This window comes from Maribacter sp. 6B07, assembly GCF_002700155.1.
GTDB lineage: Bacteria > Bacteroidota > Bacteroidia > Flavobacteriales > Flavobacteriaceae > Maribacter > Maribacter dokdonensis.
Window position 1 is genome coordinate 777,194 of record NZ_PDUT01000004.1, and the last position, 14,792, is coordinate 791,985.

Annotated in this window: 13 protein-coding genes; 3 read left to right on the forward strand and 10 right to left on the reverse strand. The window is 35.6% G+C overall.

Annotation, left to right across the window (positions count from 1 at the left end; translation table 11 throughout):
• Positions 1-166 precede the first annotated feature (166 nt).
• The 4 genes from CSC80_RS17695 to CSC80_RS19535 all read right to left on the reverse strand — a co-directional run bounded on the left by CSC80_RS17695 (position 167) and on the right by CSC80_RS19535 (position 4,861).
• Positions 167-799 carry a response regulator transcription factor gene (locus tag CSC80_RS17695; protein WP_058105522.1) on the reverse strand — a complete coding sequence of 211 codons (633 nt, stop codon included), beginning with the start codon at positions 797-799 and terminating at the stop codon, positions 167-169.
• Between the two features lie 681 nt (positions 800-1,480).
• Entirely contained in the window at positions 1,481-3,265 is a 1,785-nt protein-coding gene (locus CSC80_RS17700; RefSeq protein WP_099193261.1) for a PorP/SprF family type IX secretion system membrane protein, read from the reverse strand.
• Positions 3,266-3,330: 65 nt separating this feature from the next.
• Positions 3,331-4,560, reverse strand: a complete 1,230-nt coding sequence (locus CSC80_RS17705; protein WP_099193262.1) for a PD40 domain-containing protein — start codon at positions 4,558-4,560, stop codon at positions 3,331-3,333.
• A gap of 157 nt (positions 4,561-4,717) precedes the next feature.
• Entirely contained in the window at positions 4,718-4,861 is a 144-nt protein-coding gene (locus tag CSC80_RS19535) for a hypothetical protein (protein WP_175518911.1), read from the reverse strand.
• A gap of 239 nt (positions 4,862-5,100) precedes the next feature.
• Between CSC80_RS19535 and CSC80_RS17710 the strand changes: the two genes are divergently transcribed.
• Entirely contained in the window at positions 5,101-5,553 is a 453-nt protein-coding gene (locus tag CSC80_RS17710; RefSeq protein ID WP_058105498.1) for a PA2169 family four-helix-bundle protein, read from the forward strand.
• A 167-nt stretch (positions 5,554-5,720) separates the two neighbouring features.
• Here CSC80_RS17710 and raiA read toward each other — a convergent pair whose 3' ends face one another.
• From raiA to sbnA, 5 genes are all read right to left on the reverse strand, one after another.
• The gene (raiA, locus tag CSC80_RS17715) at positions 5,721-6,023 is read right to left on the reverse strand and encodes a ribosome-associated translation inhibitor RaiA (RefSeq protein ID WP_058105497.1); all 303 of its coding nucleotides are present in this window, start codon (positions 6,021-6,023) and stop codon (positions 5,721-5,723) included.
• Between the two features lie 107 nt (positions 6,024-6,130).
• The gene (locus CSC80_RS17720) at positions 6,131-6,529 is read right to left on the reverse strand and encodes a VOC family protein (protein ID WP_099193263.1); all 399 of its coding nucleotides are present in this window, start codon (positions 6,527-6,529) and stop codon (positions 6,131-6,133) included.
• Between the two features lie 93 nt (positions 6,530-6,622).
• The gene (locus CSC80_RS17725; protein WP_236973432.1) at positions 6,623-8,095 is read right to left on the reverse strand and encodes a Y4yA family PLP-dependent enzyme; all 1,473 of its coding nucleotides are present in this window, start codon (positions 8,093-8,095) and stop codon (positions 6,623-6,625) included.
• Positions 8,070-9,887 (reverse strand): FAD/NAD(P)-binding protein, encoded by a 1,818-nt coding sequence (locus CSC80_RS17730; protein ID WP_099193264.1) that lies wholly within the window; start codon positions 9,885-9,887, stop codon positions 8,070-8,072. The genes CSC80_RS17725 and CSC80_RS17730 overlap by 26 nt, the downstream gene beginning before the upstream one ends.
• A gap of 12 nt (positions 9,888-9,899) precedes the next feature.
• The gene (sbnA, locus tag CSC80_RS17735; RefSeq protein ID WP_099193265.1) at positions 9,900-10,901 is read right to left on the reverse strand and encodes a 2,3-diaminopropionate biosynthesis protein SbnA; all 1,002 of its coding nucleotides are present in this window, start codon (positions 10,899-10,901) and stop codon (positions 9,900-9,902) included.
• Positions 10,902-11,137: 236 nt separating this feature from the next.
• Here sbnA and CSC80_RS17740 point away from each other — a divergent pair, with 236 nt between their 5' ends.
• Entirely contained in the window at positions 11,138-11,602 is a 465-nt protein-coding gene (locus CSC80_RS17740; protein WP_099193266.1) for a (2Fe-2S)-binding protein, read from the forward strand.
• Between the two features lie 48 nt (positions 11,603-11,650).
• Entirely contained in the window at positions 11,651-13,852 is a 2,202-nt protein-coding gene (locus CSC80_RS17745) for a molybdopterin cofactor-binding domain-containing protein (protein ID WP_099193267.1), read from the forward strand.
• 59 nt (positions 13,853-13,911) lie between these two features.
• Here the strand turns inward: CSC80_RS17745 and CSC80_RS17750 are convergent, their stop codons facing one another.
• Positions 13,912-14,787: a DUF6268 family outer membrane beta-barrel protein gene (locus CSC80_RS17750; protein WP_099193268.1), complete on the reverse strand. Its 876-nt coding sequence runs from the start codon at positions 14,785-14,787 to the stop codon at positions 13,912-13,914.
• Positions 14,788-14,792: the final 5 nt, after the last annotated feature.

Here is a 14,792-nt window from a genome sequence, read left to right on the forward strand (position 1 = left end):
GAAAAATTATCGTAACTGAATTTAATCAAACTTAAATTTTTATTTAAAAAACCTTAAAGTATTGATTTACAATTCTTTATATTAATTTTAAATTACTAATAATTTTCGAAAAGGTTTTCGTATTACCTTTACAATCAAAAGAATAGGATTTTAATTTATACCACTTTTATAGCTGATTTTGTAATTGTTCCAATTTAGAAAGTGCTTCTGATTTAGAGTTAACATCTAACTTTAAATAGATATTCTGAATATGGAAATTTACTGCACTTGGTGTTACAAAAAGCTTTTGGGCAATCATTTTATAAGTAGCTCCTTGACATAGAAAATCTACGATCTGATTTTCTCTTTCTGAGAAAAAAGCAAAAGTTTTTCTATGAAAATTGCTAATGATTTTCTTGACTATATCATTACTCATTGCCGCACCTTCTTTTTCCATACTCTTTAGGGCGTGCTCCAATTTATCCAAGGTCAATGGTTTTGTTAAGTAACCATTTGCTCCTTTTTTAAACGCATTCTTAATCACTTCAAAATCATTATTTTCACTGAACATTACAATTTTGATTTCCCAGTCTTTCTTTTTAAACAATTTAATGGCATCTACGCCGTTCATATCGTTCAATTCTATTTCAGAAAGTACAATTTGAGGTCTTGTAAACTTGAAATCTTTGATGGCATCTTTGGCAGACGTGTAACTGCCCACTACTTCATAACCTTCTATTTCCTCAAAATGATTTCTATAAACGGTATGCAGTGAGGTATCTTTTTCCAATACTATTATTCTAATATTTGAGCTTTTCATAATCTCCATAGTTTTTGAAGCCAATATTCTATTTACAGAATATTGACTACGGTTAGTTTTTAATAATTTCAGGAACCTTTTACAAAGGTTAAAACCACTAAACAAAAGACATGTAAATGAACAAATAGTGAAAACTATAAATTCAGTTTTACAAATCAATAGACAAAAGTTGCCCTAAAGAGCAATCAAAAATTGAAAGTTCTTTGCTATTGTTCAGTTAAAAAATCTAATTGAAAAACGGATGACCGCTAACGTGTCAGTTCATAAAACCGAGCCGTTTGCCAAACAGTAAATCTGTGAGATTTTTGAGTTCTAAAAAATTAGAAAACCTGTGAAGAAAAAGATGTGTTTTAAAATGGGAATTGTGTAGGTAATACTCATTCATGGTTGTGGGGGGATTTGGGGTTATACAATTGGGTTTGAATCTTTTTGGTGTTGGAAATATATAAATTAATGCAACATAGCCGTTGAAAACCCATATATTTTCGTTCAACTACCAATTTTTCTTAAAAAATAAGGTAATTCATCGATAGTTAACGTAAAGTTAAAATCAAGAATTACCACCAATGTAAACCAAATAATAAAGGAGGGGACCCAGTCATCCCCCCGGATAACACCCCTCCTTTTATTGACAATTCAAATCAACCATAAAACCTTAGGAAATTATGGAAACTCAATTCATTATTCTCTACTTATATAATCGTCTTCAAAAGTATTGGATGCTGTTGCAGTTGCTTCGTTCACTTGCATAATCCATTTCTCTTGATTGTATTTACCGTTTAAATCCGTACTTGCAGCCATTTGTGCCTCGTTCTTATAATCATAGTCTGCCAAGTATACATAATATAGACCGTTCTCCTTATTGTAAAACTGCTTTGGGTCTAAACCCTTTTCACGTAAATCTTTCATAAAAGCATTCATATACTTTGTTTGGCTGTATACGTTTGCGATAACATAATATCCTGAATTCATATCTATTGCATCTGAATCCACTAACATTTTAACAGGCATTTCTTTAAAATTATCTCTTGTTGATGGAAATTCCTTGAAATTCGCCCTTCTTGAAGAAGTCGATGTTGCCGCTGTAGATGTATTTGAAGATGTTGATGTAGTACCCGTAGCGAATGCATCGGCAGGCTCTGTTACAAAATCTATAGCATCATCCACTATATCATTATTCACATATGAGGAGTTTTCCTCTATACTAAAGTCTTGTAAAGAGCTTTTAATGGTAGTATCAATATCGTTACGCAACATTCTTACAATTAGCTCAAAACGTTCTTCAAACGCTGCTATTCTTTCACTCTCAATTGAATCTTGACGAAGAATCAGTTCATCTAAGATTATTTTATTTTCATAAGCCAAACTACTTTCTGAAACAGGTGCATTAGAACTACTTTCTTGCTTTCTTCTACTTGCCTTTCTTGCACTATCTCTTTCTTCTATTAAATTGGCTATTTGCTCTTCATAATTTCTTACGATATTATCTATTTGATTGTCCGATGAATTATCTGCTACCGAAATTGCCAAATCATCATCTTTAAACTTATATGCCAATGTAATCTCATGGTTCCAGCCAAGGTTGGCATCATCACTTGATAGATCTTTCTCCATTAAATAACCTAAAGACATTTTTTCACTTAAGTTAAAACCTACACCAGCTGCTACACCATATTCTTGGTCTACCGTAGTTTGCAACCAACCATAATTTGGTAAGTCCAATAACATGGAACCAAAGTAGTACAGGCTACCATCATAATTTTGCCCTACTTGAGCCATTGGCATTAATCTCGCATTTTCAAAAAGTCCTCTTGAATGCTCAAATGAATGGGTATATTGAACCGATGCCTTAACACTCTTGGTTGACAAATCGGTCAAAAATTCGTTCGTTGTTTGATTGTATTTTACTAAATCTTCTGCATACAGTCCAAAATCAAAACTACCAAGTGATAGATTGATACCTGGTTGTACCGCAATTTTACTTTCTTTTCTAGCATCTGCTATCTCTGGGTCATCTGTACTTACAACAACTCTGTTCTTGTCCAAACCTTGATTAAAGTAAGTTACATTGGTACCAAACGTTAATACAGATTTGTCTCCTAAACGAACAGATGATGCGTAGTTGGCATTGAAACCAAATTCTTGAACCACACCAGACCATTGGCTATATACGCCAATACCTACAGCTGTATGGTCATTTAACTTATTACTGAAACCTAGAAAGTAGTTTTGACTGTTGTCATCAAAGGTTGCATATTGGTTTCTATGTAGAATGTTTAAATATGACTTGTTCTCACGTACCAAAGAGAATGTTGGGTTTATAAAAAACCTGTTGAAGAATAATTGATTGTGGTAGGTACTACTGGAGCCTAAGTTTGCATTGGTTTCTTGACCTTTTACTGTTTGGACAAGAGCCAATAAAAATAAAGCAATAAGAAAACTACTGATTTTATACGGACTTTCCATAACGTTTGATTTTAATGATTAGAATTGAAATTGTCTATGAATTGGGGGATATGAATAATGGGTGGTTATTCATCTTCAAATACAGAGCTAGAATATTGCATCTGTTTTTCTGAGTTAAAAGCTTCCAAGAAACGATCATCTCTGTCTCTTTCGTTTATAGGTTTATCATTTAAGTTAAATGCTACGTTCTGTGTATGCTTACCTTTTGCAATTCTGTTAGATACCACGTAACCGGAACCATCACCTTGCAATAAGTTTACGGAGTATTCGTCATAAGAGCTGTTAATTGTATTACCCATGTTAACCGCCAGCCCTACACTACGTTGACCAACCTCTACCATGTACACATCTAAACCTCCATAGCCTTCCCTACCGTCAGAGGCAAATACTAGACTACCGTTAGATATAGGGTTAGGGTGAATATCATTTTTAGCGGTATTGACCTTTTCACCTAGATTCTTCGCCTGACCCAACATTCCGTTTTTTTGAATGGTTGCCACATAAATGTCATACTCACCATACGTTCCCGGCATATTAGAAGCAAAGAACAATCTACTGCCATCTGGTGATACGGCTGGGTGCTTTGCCGAGTAATCACCTGGACAAACCGCTACTTCGGTTATTTTTTTCCACTCGCCGCCTACTTTGTCAGCTTTATAAATTTTATGGACTGCTTTTTTCTTGGAGAACATGCCGGTTACGGGTTTACGATATACGGTTTTACTATAGTATGCCGTATTACCACCATTGGTCAACGCCACCGGCGGAGCGTACTCACCTGATGCTTTTTTTGCCGGTGTTTTTGTTGTAGCTGCAAATTCGCTACTCACTTGGTTGTCATCCCACGGTAAAAAATTTCTTCTGTTGTTTGAGGTAAGACGTGGGTGAATAACATTACGGGTCATCTTATAGTCATCTTTAACCAGCTCTGTCCAGTTTTCATCGGCAATCTCGTTTTGTACCTCTTTACCTAACTGAGAAACGGCGTGATCAAATCTTTTTTGGTAACTTTTCTTTAAGGTACCATCTTCAGAAATTTCCATAAGTCTGCCATACCAGTATAAGGCATTCTCGTATTTTTTGGTCAGGAAATTGGCATTACCTAGGTCTTCAAAGATTTCTTCATCTGAATAACCAAGTGATTTTAACTTGTTGTAATTATCTGTGCGGTTAGAAACTTCTGTAACCTTTCTTTCAAGAAAACTGGTTGAAGAATCGTTGTAGGCCAAATCTTGGCCATAACCCATGGTCGCCATACAGGCGAACAAAAGGCTAATTTTAAATGAATTGTTCATAATACTAGATTTTGGGATTTCATACTCCAAAGGTCTAGCAACTCATTCAATTGATTATTAATAAAAATTCATAGGTTTTATCATATTCTGTAAATCAATAACTTTAATAAATACACATTATTAATTGAATATCAGATATTTAACTCTATTTTTTAAATTATTTTGACACCTGTTTATTTTTTTTCTTCTCTGAATAATAAGTGTACCCTAAATAGGCCAATTGTAAACCAACCGCCGCCATTTTCAATTTTCTACTTCTTACTAACATTTTTGCTACTCCAAATAGTGGTGATAATCTCATAGTTTTTCTTTTTTAAGTTCGATAACAATGTAAGCACTACCTAGATTTCAACTTAACTCTATCCATATAAAATCTATGCTAAAACCTTCTTTTAGAAGCTAATTCTTAGGAGTTTAAAGCTTAACTGCATACAGCTAAAGTACTATCGTATAACGTCAATGTAAACACCCGTTTACCCTTAAATTGCCTATAACAGAAATGATTAATAACGGGCATGATCGCCTATTAAATTTAATATTATGAATAACGATATAAAGAAAATTGAAGATAGTCTTAAAGACTTGGTAAGTAAAAATGAAGATGCCATTAAAGGTTTTGAAAAAGCATCTGAAAATTCAAAGGATGTAGGAATTAAAAGTTACTTTGAGAAAAAAATTATAGATCGCATGCAGTTCTTGAAAGAACTTAGAGGTTCTGTTCCTGAATTAGATTTAGGTAGCGTTCAAATTGAAGGTAGCGCAGCCGGTACACTACACAGAACTTGGATGGATGTTAAGGCATTCTTTGCTGAAGATAATGATGAAGCAATGTTAGAGGAAGCAGTTAGGGGAGACAAAGCAGCCATTAACGATTATGATAATGCCTTGGCAGAAACCATGATGCCACACCGTTTAAAGGAAATTATTAGAGCACAAAGAGAACAATTACAGAATGATTTAGAAACCACGGAAGTTCTTGAAGACTATAGATAACATTATATAATTATCAATAAAAATAGCCCTTGTTAAAACAAGGGCTATTTTTTTATACGTAATATTTAATTTTAAGTTCTACCTGCTTGAGCTCGTTTTTTCCTTAGCCAACTTTTGTAGAACTTTTTACCAAAATATAATATCAATGCTTTTTTCATGATCCAAGTTTAATACGTTTTCATTTTATCCTTACGTTTTCTCAACTGTCTTTCCAGTTCACTAATAGATTCGTTTACCGACTCTTCAAAATTTTGATTACTGGCTTCTGCAAAAATTCTAGGACCAGGTACACTTAACCGTATATTACAGATCATACCTGTTTCATCAGAAGATGTGTTTTCTTGCTTTATAAAAACATCTGCCCTAATTACATCATCAAATTTTGCATGCAATTTGTCCAGCTTGTCCTTGATATATGTTTCCAACCTGTCACTTGCTGTTACACCATCATACTCATATATAATTTCCATAAATTCTCTTGTTTTTACTCGCCTAGCGAGGTTAATAATAAAAGAGGCTTTTCAAACGACAATAATTGCCGCTAGAAAATACCTCTTACTTTATTTATTTTTGATGTTTACTTATCAACGTTTACCATCCATCCTATGCCAAAACGATCGGTACATCTACCAAAATGTCCCCATTCACGTTCCCTAAATTCATGGTGTACTTGACCTCCACTTGACAAGTCATTAAATAACTGTTTGCCTTCGTCCAAATTATCGACATCAACGCTCATATTAATTTGATTGCCATTGTTCAAAGGTGTGTCTGGAGAGGCATCGTATGCCATAAAATGAACTCCTTTTCCTTTGAGCTCTGCGTGCTGTAATTTTCCACGATAAGAAGACGGAACATCTATTTTCTTATCCTCGTATGTTTGTTTGTTTTTTATGTCTGCACTGAACAGGTTTGCGTAGAAGTTCAATGCTTCTTGACAATTACCGTTAAAGGCTAAATATGATTGTATTTTCATGATATATTGTTTTAATACAATTTACCCAATACCATACCGTTCCCTTACCTTGAAAAATACAGTTATTGATGCATTACATATTGCAAGATATCTTTACTGTTCCAAGGAAATTTTTGCATCATCAATAAATTGAAAAAACGATAATTTTTCATTGGACCCCGTAAACATTAAATTGGATGACAACTCAAATAAATGTGCCTCGGTTTCAAAAAAATGCATCATATAACCAGCAGTATTGACAAAAGCAACATACTCCCCTATTGCAGGTAATCTAGGCAAGGTTATTTTTCTCTTTAGCAACACATCTCTTTCCAAACAATAGGCTCCTGTAAAAAATACATCTACATTCTCGTTTTTTTCAACCTCAGAATTATATAACATAAATGGGTCTAAAAGAAAATCTGCGCTAGAACTCATCATTTGGCTCATATTCATTTCTAGACCTACCAACCACTGCCCTTTTGCATCTTTCTTGCGGTGTATCACTTTTGCAATTGTCATACCTACTTGATCTAATAATGATCTACCGGGTTCTATTCGCAATTCAACTCCATTCTTTACTAATAATGATGCTACCGACAAACCAGATTGATCATCTACAAAATCCAGCACCTCTCTAATAAAACTTTCTTTGTTTATCTCATTAAAAAACGGATACGTATTCAGTTTACCACGTAGGTGACCATCTTCCAGTCTAAAACCAAGACCATTGTTGTTAAACGTAATATCATTGCTATCTTCTAAGACTGAATTTTTCAATTGTTCATTGAATGTATTCCATTCTTTTTCATCTTCTAAATAGTTCATTAGTATACCTCCACCTATATCAATAAAGGACATTGCATATCCTTTTTCTTTCAACTTTGAAAAAATTTGAATGCTGGTAACCAAACTTACACTGCGTTGATAAGTGGAATATCCATCTAAATGAAAGTGAAGTCCGGTTACATCAAGCATATCAAAGGATTTATTGTCACCAACATATGATGCAATGAAGTTTACTACCTCATCAACATCAAAACCAAAACGGCTATATAGTTTTTCTTGATCTACCGTAAATCCGCTAATGCGAAAACCTACAATTGCTTTTAGACCAATTCTATTGGCAATTGCTTGTGTTAGTACACACTCGTCTTCATTATCCAATATGATAGGAACGCCATTCTTTATGGCCAATTCAATTTGCGGTTCTGTCTTAATTGCAGCTGTAAGCACTAAATTTTCACTATTACCACCTAATGCCAATGATTGTTCCAATTCTTTAAAACTGGCGGTATCTACACCAATACCCGATGCAAATGCTTGTTTTACCAACCCTCTGGATTTATTGGCCTTTCTGGCATAGAAGATTCTATATTTTAATCCGTAACTCTCAAATACTTGTTTGTACAACTCACAATTGTTATTGAAAGATGGCAAATGATGTACATTGATGGGTGAACCATATCTTTCTACCAAACCCTTAACAACGGATTGATTGTTAAATAATTCATGCATCCAATCCGATGTTTTCGGTGTAAGTTGATATTTTGGTTTTCCTTTATAGTACATTTTTTTCTCTTCCATAATTTTCGGTGATTCTAGCTTTTTTTAATATGGTGTTACAGGTTTGCTTTGCCCAAATAGTTGCAAAATTGTTTCTAGACCTAGATAAAGTATCATTATCACAGGTTATTCCCTCAGTTGGAGTACCGTAAAATGTAATATGGGAATCAACTTTACCATGTGCATTTATGGCATTACCGTTTTCATCTATATCTACACAACCCGGGGTATAACTGGTATTTAGTTTATTTTTAAACGCACGTACTAGACCGTTCTTTATTAAGTTTTGGTATAGCTCATTTTTAAATTCACCTTCTCTTGCTCTGGAAATGGTGGCATTGACTATGTAATTTAGCTCTGTAGCCTGGGCATCATTTAATTGCAAAGTATAATTGTCGTCCACGGTGTTTTCCGTAATGGTCGAAGCTTTTATATAGGTAAAATCTAAAATACCCGCTTTGCACAATCCCAGCATTTTCTGCATATTCTGTACTGGCGGACCGTAAGACAATCTATTGAACAGTCCGAAATAGTACGTATCAAACAATTTATGCGAAGCGGCATCCAATCCTCCAAAACTGTACAGTTCATTGAATAACGGACTTATTTTGCGCCATGCGCCAACCGCAGCCATAAATGGACTTTCATCCTCTCCTTTTTTTGCTTCCTGTATTAAAAATTCTAGATAACATTGTAAAAGCACAGTTGATAAAATAGGCTCATCATTAAACGGATTTACTATGCTATCCCAATTAAAAACGGGTGATTCAGGATAATCTTCATGAAAGTACTGCACTTGATTTTCTAATACTGTAAAATCTTCATCATAATAAAACTGATGCCCATAGTTTTTGAACAAAACACTGTAGTAAGCAAAATAGAATTCTTTCTTTATCAAAGGCAGTACCGTGCACTCAAAACTTACGGGTTTATTTTCCATTAAGTGAGCCATACACTCTTTGGTAAAATAATGTAATTCTATAGAAGATTCAGTGGAACCAGTTCTAGGTATCATTGGCAATCCGGTTCTTGAAAACGGATAAATTTTAAATGGTTCTTTACCAGATGCCTCGTATTTTAATACTCCTTTTTCATTTTTGACAAAAGTTCCTTCCCTACCCTCGGTCAAAGCCAAAATAGCATCAATGGCGGTTAACCCAAAGCCTTTAATTCCCACTAATGAATCTTTTTTCAGATGTTTTAATGTATCATTGGTAGGGTAAATAAAGTTTATCTTTTTGGCATTATCAACGGATTTATCTCGTTGAGATTTAAACGTATTGTGACCAGTAGTAAAAAGTACCTTGTCACAATTAACCATGTATTCCTGTGATAGCCCATCATTTTTAAAATGCAACTGATACTCGTTGTTATTCTTGACTACATTAGTGACCAAACCTATATGATCTATAACTTCTACATTGTCTGGTAAATGTTCCATAACCTGATGATAACAATCTGATAAATATTCACCTACTAGCGCTCTAGGAGCATATGAATTAGGCGAAGTGCTTCCATAATTGTTATTTTCAAGCCATGTTACAAAATCAGGAGTTTTAGGTACTACTGAAAATGGCTCTTGCAAAGCCCAACCAGAAATATTGCCATTGGTATAATTCATAATCAAAAACTCCGGTTGATCCTGCCTATAAACATCTCCCGAGGCTAAAAAACCCGTCGTGTTAAAAATATTTACTTGTATGTTTTCAAGCAGATTATAAGCTTTTATATATGCAATTAATCTTTCAAATGCATAGAAGCCTTTAGGTCCAAAACCTACAATGCCTATTTTATATGATTGTGTATTTTTCATAACATATCTCTTCTACCAACCGCCAATTGGCGTAAAAGCGTTTTTACTTTCCGGAAGTTCTTTTAATAACCAATCTCTATTATAAATGGTATCTAAATAACGCTCTCCACGATCACATAGAAACAGTGCACAATTACTATCCTGCTCCATTTTTTGACTGTATTTACGTACGGCACTGATCATTCCACCAGAAGAACCACCACATAAAATGGCTTCTTTTTCCAGTAAGCTCCAGCATCCGCGGGCGCAATCCACATCATCTACATACACATGATCATAAATTCTACTGGTATTTAAAAATTGAGAGGGCACACCGGCACCATGACCCGGTATCAACCTCTTTAATGGTGGACCGCCAAAAAGAACACTTCCAACGGCATCAACGGCAATAATTTTGGTGTTCAAATGGTTTTCGTGGATATAATCCGCACAGCCCATTAATGTTCCACAAGTACTTGTAGCAACGAATAGGTAATCTAACTTGCCATGTAAAGAATCCATTAGCTCAGACATAGTTTCATGATGCGTTAAAGGATTATTTTGATTCCCATATTGGTTAGACCAATAACTGTTGGGTATTTGATCCAATAATTGCTGAACCCTCTCAAGCCTAGCTGCTAAATAGCCGCCATTTTTCTTGGGTACAGTAACATGCTCAATGCGTACGCCATAGGTTCTTAAAATCTTTTCTGTATGCGAATTTAGTTTGGGGTCTACTACCACTATAAGTTTTAGATCATAATACAAACAAGCTTGGGCAAGGCCCACGGCCATGTTTCCGGAACTTGATTCTATTACGGTATCTCCCTTTTTAATTGTTCCGCTAGCAAGTGCCTGTTTTAAAATAAAAAGTGAGGTTCTATCCTTAATACTCCCCGCAGGGTTAGCCGCCTCTAGTTTACCAAATAAATTAAAATGCGAATCATCTAGAACGTTATTAAGCTTTACCAATGGTGTGTTACCCACCGTGTCTATGATAGATTCTGAAATTGAGGTTATATTTTGAGTAATCATACCGTGCTTATCAATTAAATGCCCTTAAGCAATTGGTTATTAATTTTGATAAATGTACCGGCATTACTTTTCTTACGATATCACGATAAAATATTATAGTAACTCTTTCAAATTGGACACTTTCAATGGCTAACCAAAAAGTTGGCATTTCTTTAAGAATATTTAAAGTTAAATCCATATCAAAACTCTAAAAAAAACCTTAATTTCAAGCGACTCAAACAAATACAAAAAATAGCATGGCAAACTTCAATTTAAAAGTTAATGGAAAAACCCAAGAAGTAGACGTTGACCCATCAACGCCAATGCTTTGGGTGCTACGAGATCATTTAAAATTAGTAGGTACAAAATTTGGTTGTGGTATTGCGCAATGTGGGGCTTGCACCGTTCATTTGGGCGACAATGCCGTTAGGTCTTGTCAACTACCCGTATCAGCGGTTGGCGAGCAATCAATTACTACTATTGAAGGTCTCTCTGAAAACGGAGATCACCCGGTTCAAAGAGCTTGGTTAGAAGAAGATGTGTATCAATGTGGGTATTGCCAGGCCGGTCAAATTATGAATGCCAGTGCATTTTTAAAGAGAAATCCTAATCCGACCGATACTGAAATTGAAGATGCCATGAACGGTAACATCTGCCGTTGTGGTACTTATACTCGAATTAAGAAAGCAATTAAAAACGCTGCAAGTAGTTCAAATGCGTAAAAGATTTGCACTCTAATTGAGATTTTAACCTTCTAAAAAAACAAACAGATGACACTCATTAAAACTTCATATAATAGACGTTCCTTTCTAAAAAGTAGTACGCTAGCAGGTGGCGGAATGATCTTAGGGTTTAGCTGGCTTGCTTCATGCAAACCTACACCAGAACAAATAAAAAGTATTCCAAAGGAATGGTTCAACATTAATGGTTTCTTAAAAATTGCCGATAACGGTTTGGTAACCATAATGTCTCCAAATCCAGAAATTGGACAGAATGTAAAAACCTCAATGCCTATGATCATAGCAGATGAACTAGGTGTTGATTGGAAAGACGTTGTGGTTGAACAAGCCCCATTGAATACCGATATTTTTCAAAGACAACTTGCAGGGGGAAGCCAATCTATAAGAGCTGGTTGGTCTGGACTTAGAATGGCCGGTGCCACAGCGAGACATATGTTAGTTGCTGCGGCAGCGGATGCGTGGCAAGTAGATGCCTCTGAAATAACCGTTGACAATGGTGTTATAAGCCATACCGCCTCTGATAATTCCGCTGGTTTTGGGGAAATGGCCTCTAAAGCTGCTACCATGGCGGTGCCAGAAGAGGTTGCGTTAAAAGAAACAAGTGATTTCAATATTATAGGAACGGATAAAAGAAATGTTGACGGACCTAATTTGGTTACCGGTAAACCTTTATTTGGTATTGATATTCAAGAGGAAGGTATGATGATTGCCATGATCATACATCCACCAGCCTTTGGACTCACCTATAAATCAATGGATGCCGAAGCCGTAAAATCTATGCCCGGCATTAAAGATGTTTTCCCTATTGATGTTTATCCTGAAAATGTTGAAAAGCAGTGGTCCGATGGTGGTGCAATTGCTAAATTGGTAGCCATTGTAGGTGATTCTACCTGGCAATGTATGCAAGCCAAAAAAGCGTTGAAGGTTGAATGGGAAGAAACTTCGACCTTAGAAAGTACCGAAGGCCATGATGAGGCATTGACTAAATTATTGAATTCTACTTCTAAAAAACCTGCACGTAAAGATGGTGATGTGGCAAGTGCATTTAGAAAAGCCGATAAGATTATTGAACGTACGTATAGCGCACCATTTTTAGCACACAATACCATGGAGCCCATGAACTTCTTTGCAGATGTAAATGGAGAAAGGGCGCTATTGAACGGTCCCATACAAACACCTGAGTTTTTAGAAAAAACATTGGCTTCTAGATTAGGCCTACCGGTTGAAAAAATCGATATTAAAATGACCCGTATGGGTGGTGGTTTTGGAAGACGCCTCTATGGAACATTTGGAGTAGAAGCTGCGGTGATTTCACAAAAAATGCAAGCTCCCATAAAATTAGTTTATACCCGAGAAGATGATATGACCCAGGGAACATATCGCCCTACCTACAAGGTAAAATATAAAGCAGCATTGGATAAAGAGGGTAACTTGCTTGCATGGCATGTTAAAGGTGCCGGATCTAATGACGACCTACTTTTTGAAAATAGGTTTCCTGCCGGTGCCGTAGATAATTACTTAGCTGAGAAGTTTAACTTAGAAACGGTAGTTACTACCGGAGCTTGGCGAGCGCCACGCTCAAACTTTGTTGCCGGTGCAGAACAAGCCTTTATTGATGAAGTTGCAGAAGCCGCAGGTAAAGACCCTATTGAGTTCAGACTGGAACTTTTTGACAGAGCAATTAAAAATCCTGTTGGTGAACCAGAGAAGAACGATTACGATCCCGAGCGTTATGCCGGCGTTTTAAAATTGGTTAGGGATAAATCCGGTTGGTCTAACGGGCAAGGTAGTGCAAAAAGAGGTGTTTCTGCCTATTACTGCCATAACTCTTATGTTGCACAAGTATTAGACTTAAATGACGATACTGATGCTCCAAAAGTTGATAAAGTATGGTGTGCGGTAGATTGCGGTATTGTAATCAACCCAATGGCTGCAAAAAACCAAATTGAAGGTGGTATTATAGATGGCATAGGGCATGCCACCTATAGTGAAATGACCTTTGAAAACGGGCAACCACAGCACAAGAATTTTGACACCTATCGCTTAATAAGACATAAGGAAGCACCTAAAGAAATAGAAACGTTCTTTGTGGATAACGGAATTGACCCAACAGGTTTGGGAGAACCATCTTTACCTCCAATTATTGGCGCGTTGGCCAATGCCCTTTATAAAGCTACAGGACAAAGACATTATAATCAACCGTTTATTACGGAGAAATCCGTAATAGGTTAATACCCTTATGCTATTGTAATACTAAAACGCCAGAATAAAAATTCTGGCGTTTTTTTAGTTCATATTTTAAATTTCAATACCGCCCTCAAATAACTTCTAGAATCGTTATCTATTGTAAATATGGTATTATTATCGCCATCTTTTAGCTTATTGCTTAAACTAAAATTATAAGCCGCCCTTAAATCTAGCTGAAAGTGATTTGTAAAATGATACTCATATTGTAGACCACCATTGATCAAAGACATATTTATGAGTTCCGCAACATCCGTATCATTCACCAGTGCCCCATTCTGCACATTAGAAGTAAAACCATCTAATTGGGCAAACAACTTCATTCTATGTTTGTCCGATATATGGTATTGTAAATTGGTTTTGGGAATCCCCAAATTATATGACCAATCTGCACTAAATTTTTTGTAGTAGCTTATAAACGGTAAAGGGAATAAATAGCCTCTATTTTGGGAATACGAAAGCCCTAAGATCAAACGTGATGGCTTATAGTCATCTTCATATTTTTTAATAAAAACCAAATCTCCTGAAAAGACGATGTCATCAACCGTTAAATTTCTTGCCGTATGGTTTGTACTTATACCCGGCTGAAACCTTACCCCTAATCGCCAATCATTCTTTAGTGGTTGTGTATACCCTATGGTAAAATCAAGTATTCTAAAGTCATTTAATTGATTTCTATCAAATGGTAATTCTTCATCTTTAAAGCGAAGATGAATATTGCTATAATCAAACCCTAAAAACAAATATTTACCATCTCCCTTTAAAGGAATTGGAGCATTTATCAATACTCTAGAACGGGTATATTCTACATCAGAATTTTTATTGGGTATAAACGTAAAATCTATTCTTGCCAAATCGCTCAACTGTGCCGAGGCAGATCCGGTAATCAAAAATAAAAAAAGGATTAAAATTTTATGATGCATGTAAT

Coding starts and splice junctions, on each gene's coding strand:
- CSC80_RS17695 (WP_058105522.1), bottom strand. CDS start 799: ATGAAAAGCTCAAATATTAGAATAATAGTATTGGAAAAAGATACCTCA.
- CSC80_RS17700 (WP_099193261.1), bottom strand. CDS start 3,265: ATGGAAAGTCCGTATAAAATCAGTAGTTTTCTTATTGCTTTATTTTTA.
- CSC80_RS17705 (WP_099193262.1), bottom strand. CDS start 4,560: ATGAACAATTCATTTAAAATTAGCCTTTTGTTCGCCTGTATGGCGACC.
- CSC80_RS19535 (WP_175518911.1), bottom strand. CDS start 4,861: ATGAGATTATCACCACTATTTGGAGTAGCAAAAATGTTAGTAAGAAGT.
- CSC80_RS17710 (WP_058105498.1), top strand. CDS start 5,101: ATGAATAACGATATAAAGAAAATTGAAGATAGTCTTAAAGACTTGGTA.
- raiA (WP_058105497.1), bottom strand. CDS start 6,023: ATGGAAATTATATATGAGTATGATGGTGTAACAGCAAGTGACAGGTTG.
- CSC80_RS17720 (WP_099193263.1), bottom strand. CDS start 6,529: ATGAAAATACAATCATATTTAGCCTTTAACGGTAATTGTCAAGAAGCA.
- CSC80_RS17725 (WP_236973432.1), bottom strand. CDS start 8,095: ATGGAAGAGAAAAAAATGTACTATAAAGGAAAACCAAAATATCAACTT.
- CSC80_RS17730 (WP_099193264.1), bottom strand. CDS start 9,887: ATGAAAAATACACAATCATATAAAATAGGCATTGTAGGTTTTGGACCT.
- sbnA (WP_099193265.1), bottom strand. CDS start 10,901: ATGATTACTCAAAATATAACCTCAATTTCAGAATCTATCATAGACACG.
- CSC80_RS17740 (WP_099193266.1), top strand. CDS start 11,138: ATGGCAAACTTCAATTTAAAAGTTAATGGAAAAACCCAAGAAGTAGAC.
- CSC80_RS17745 (WP_099193267.1), top strand. CDS start 11,651: ATGACACTCATTAAAACTTCATATAATAGACGTTCCTTTCTAAAAAGT.
- CSC80_RS17750 (WP_099193268.1), bottom strand. CDS start 14,787: ATGCATCATAAAATTTTAATCCTTTTTTTATTTTTGATTACCGGATCT.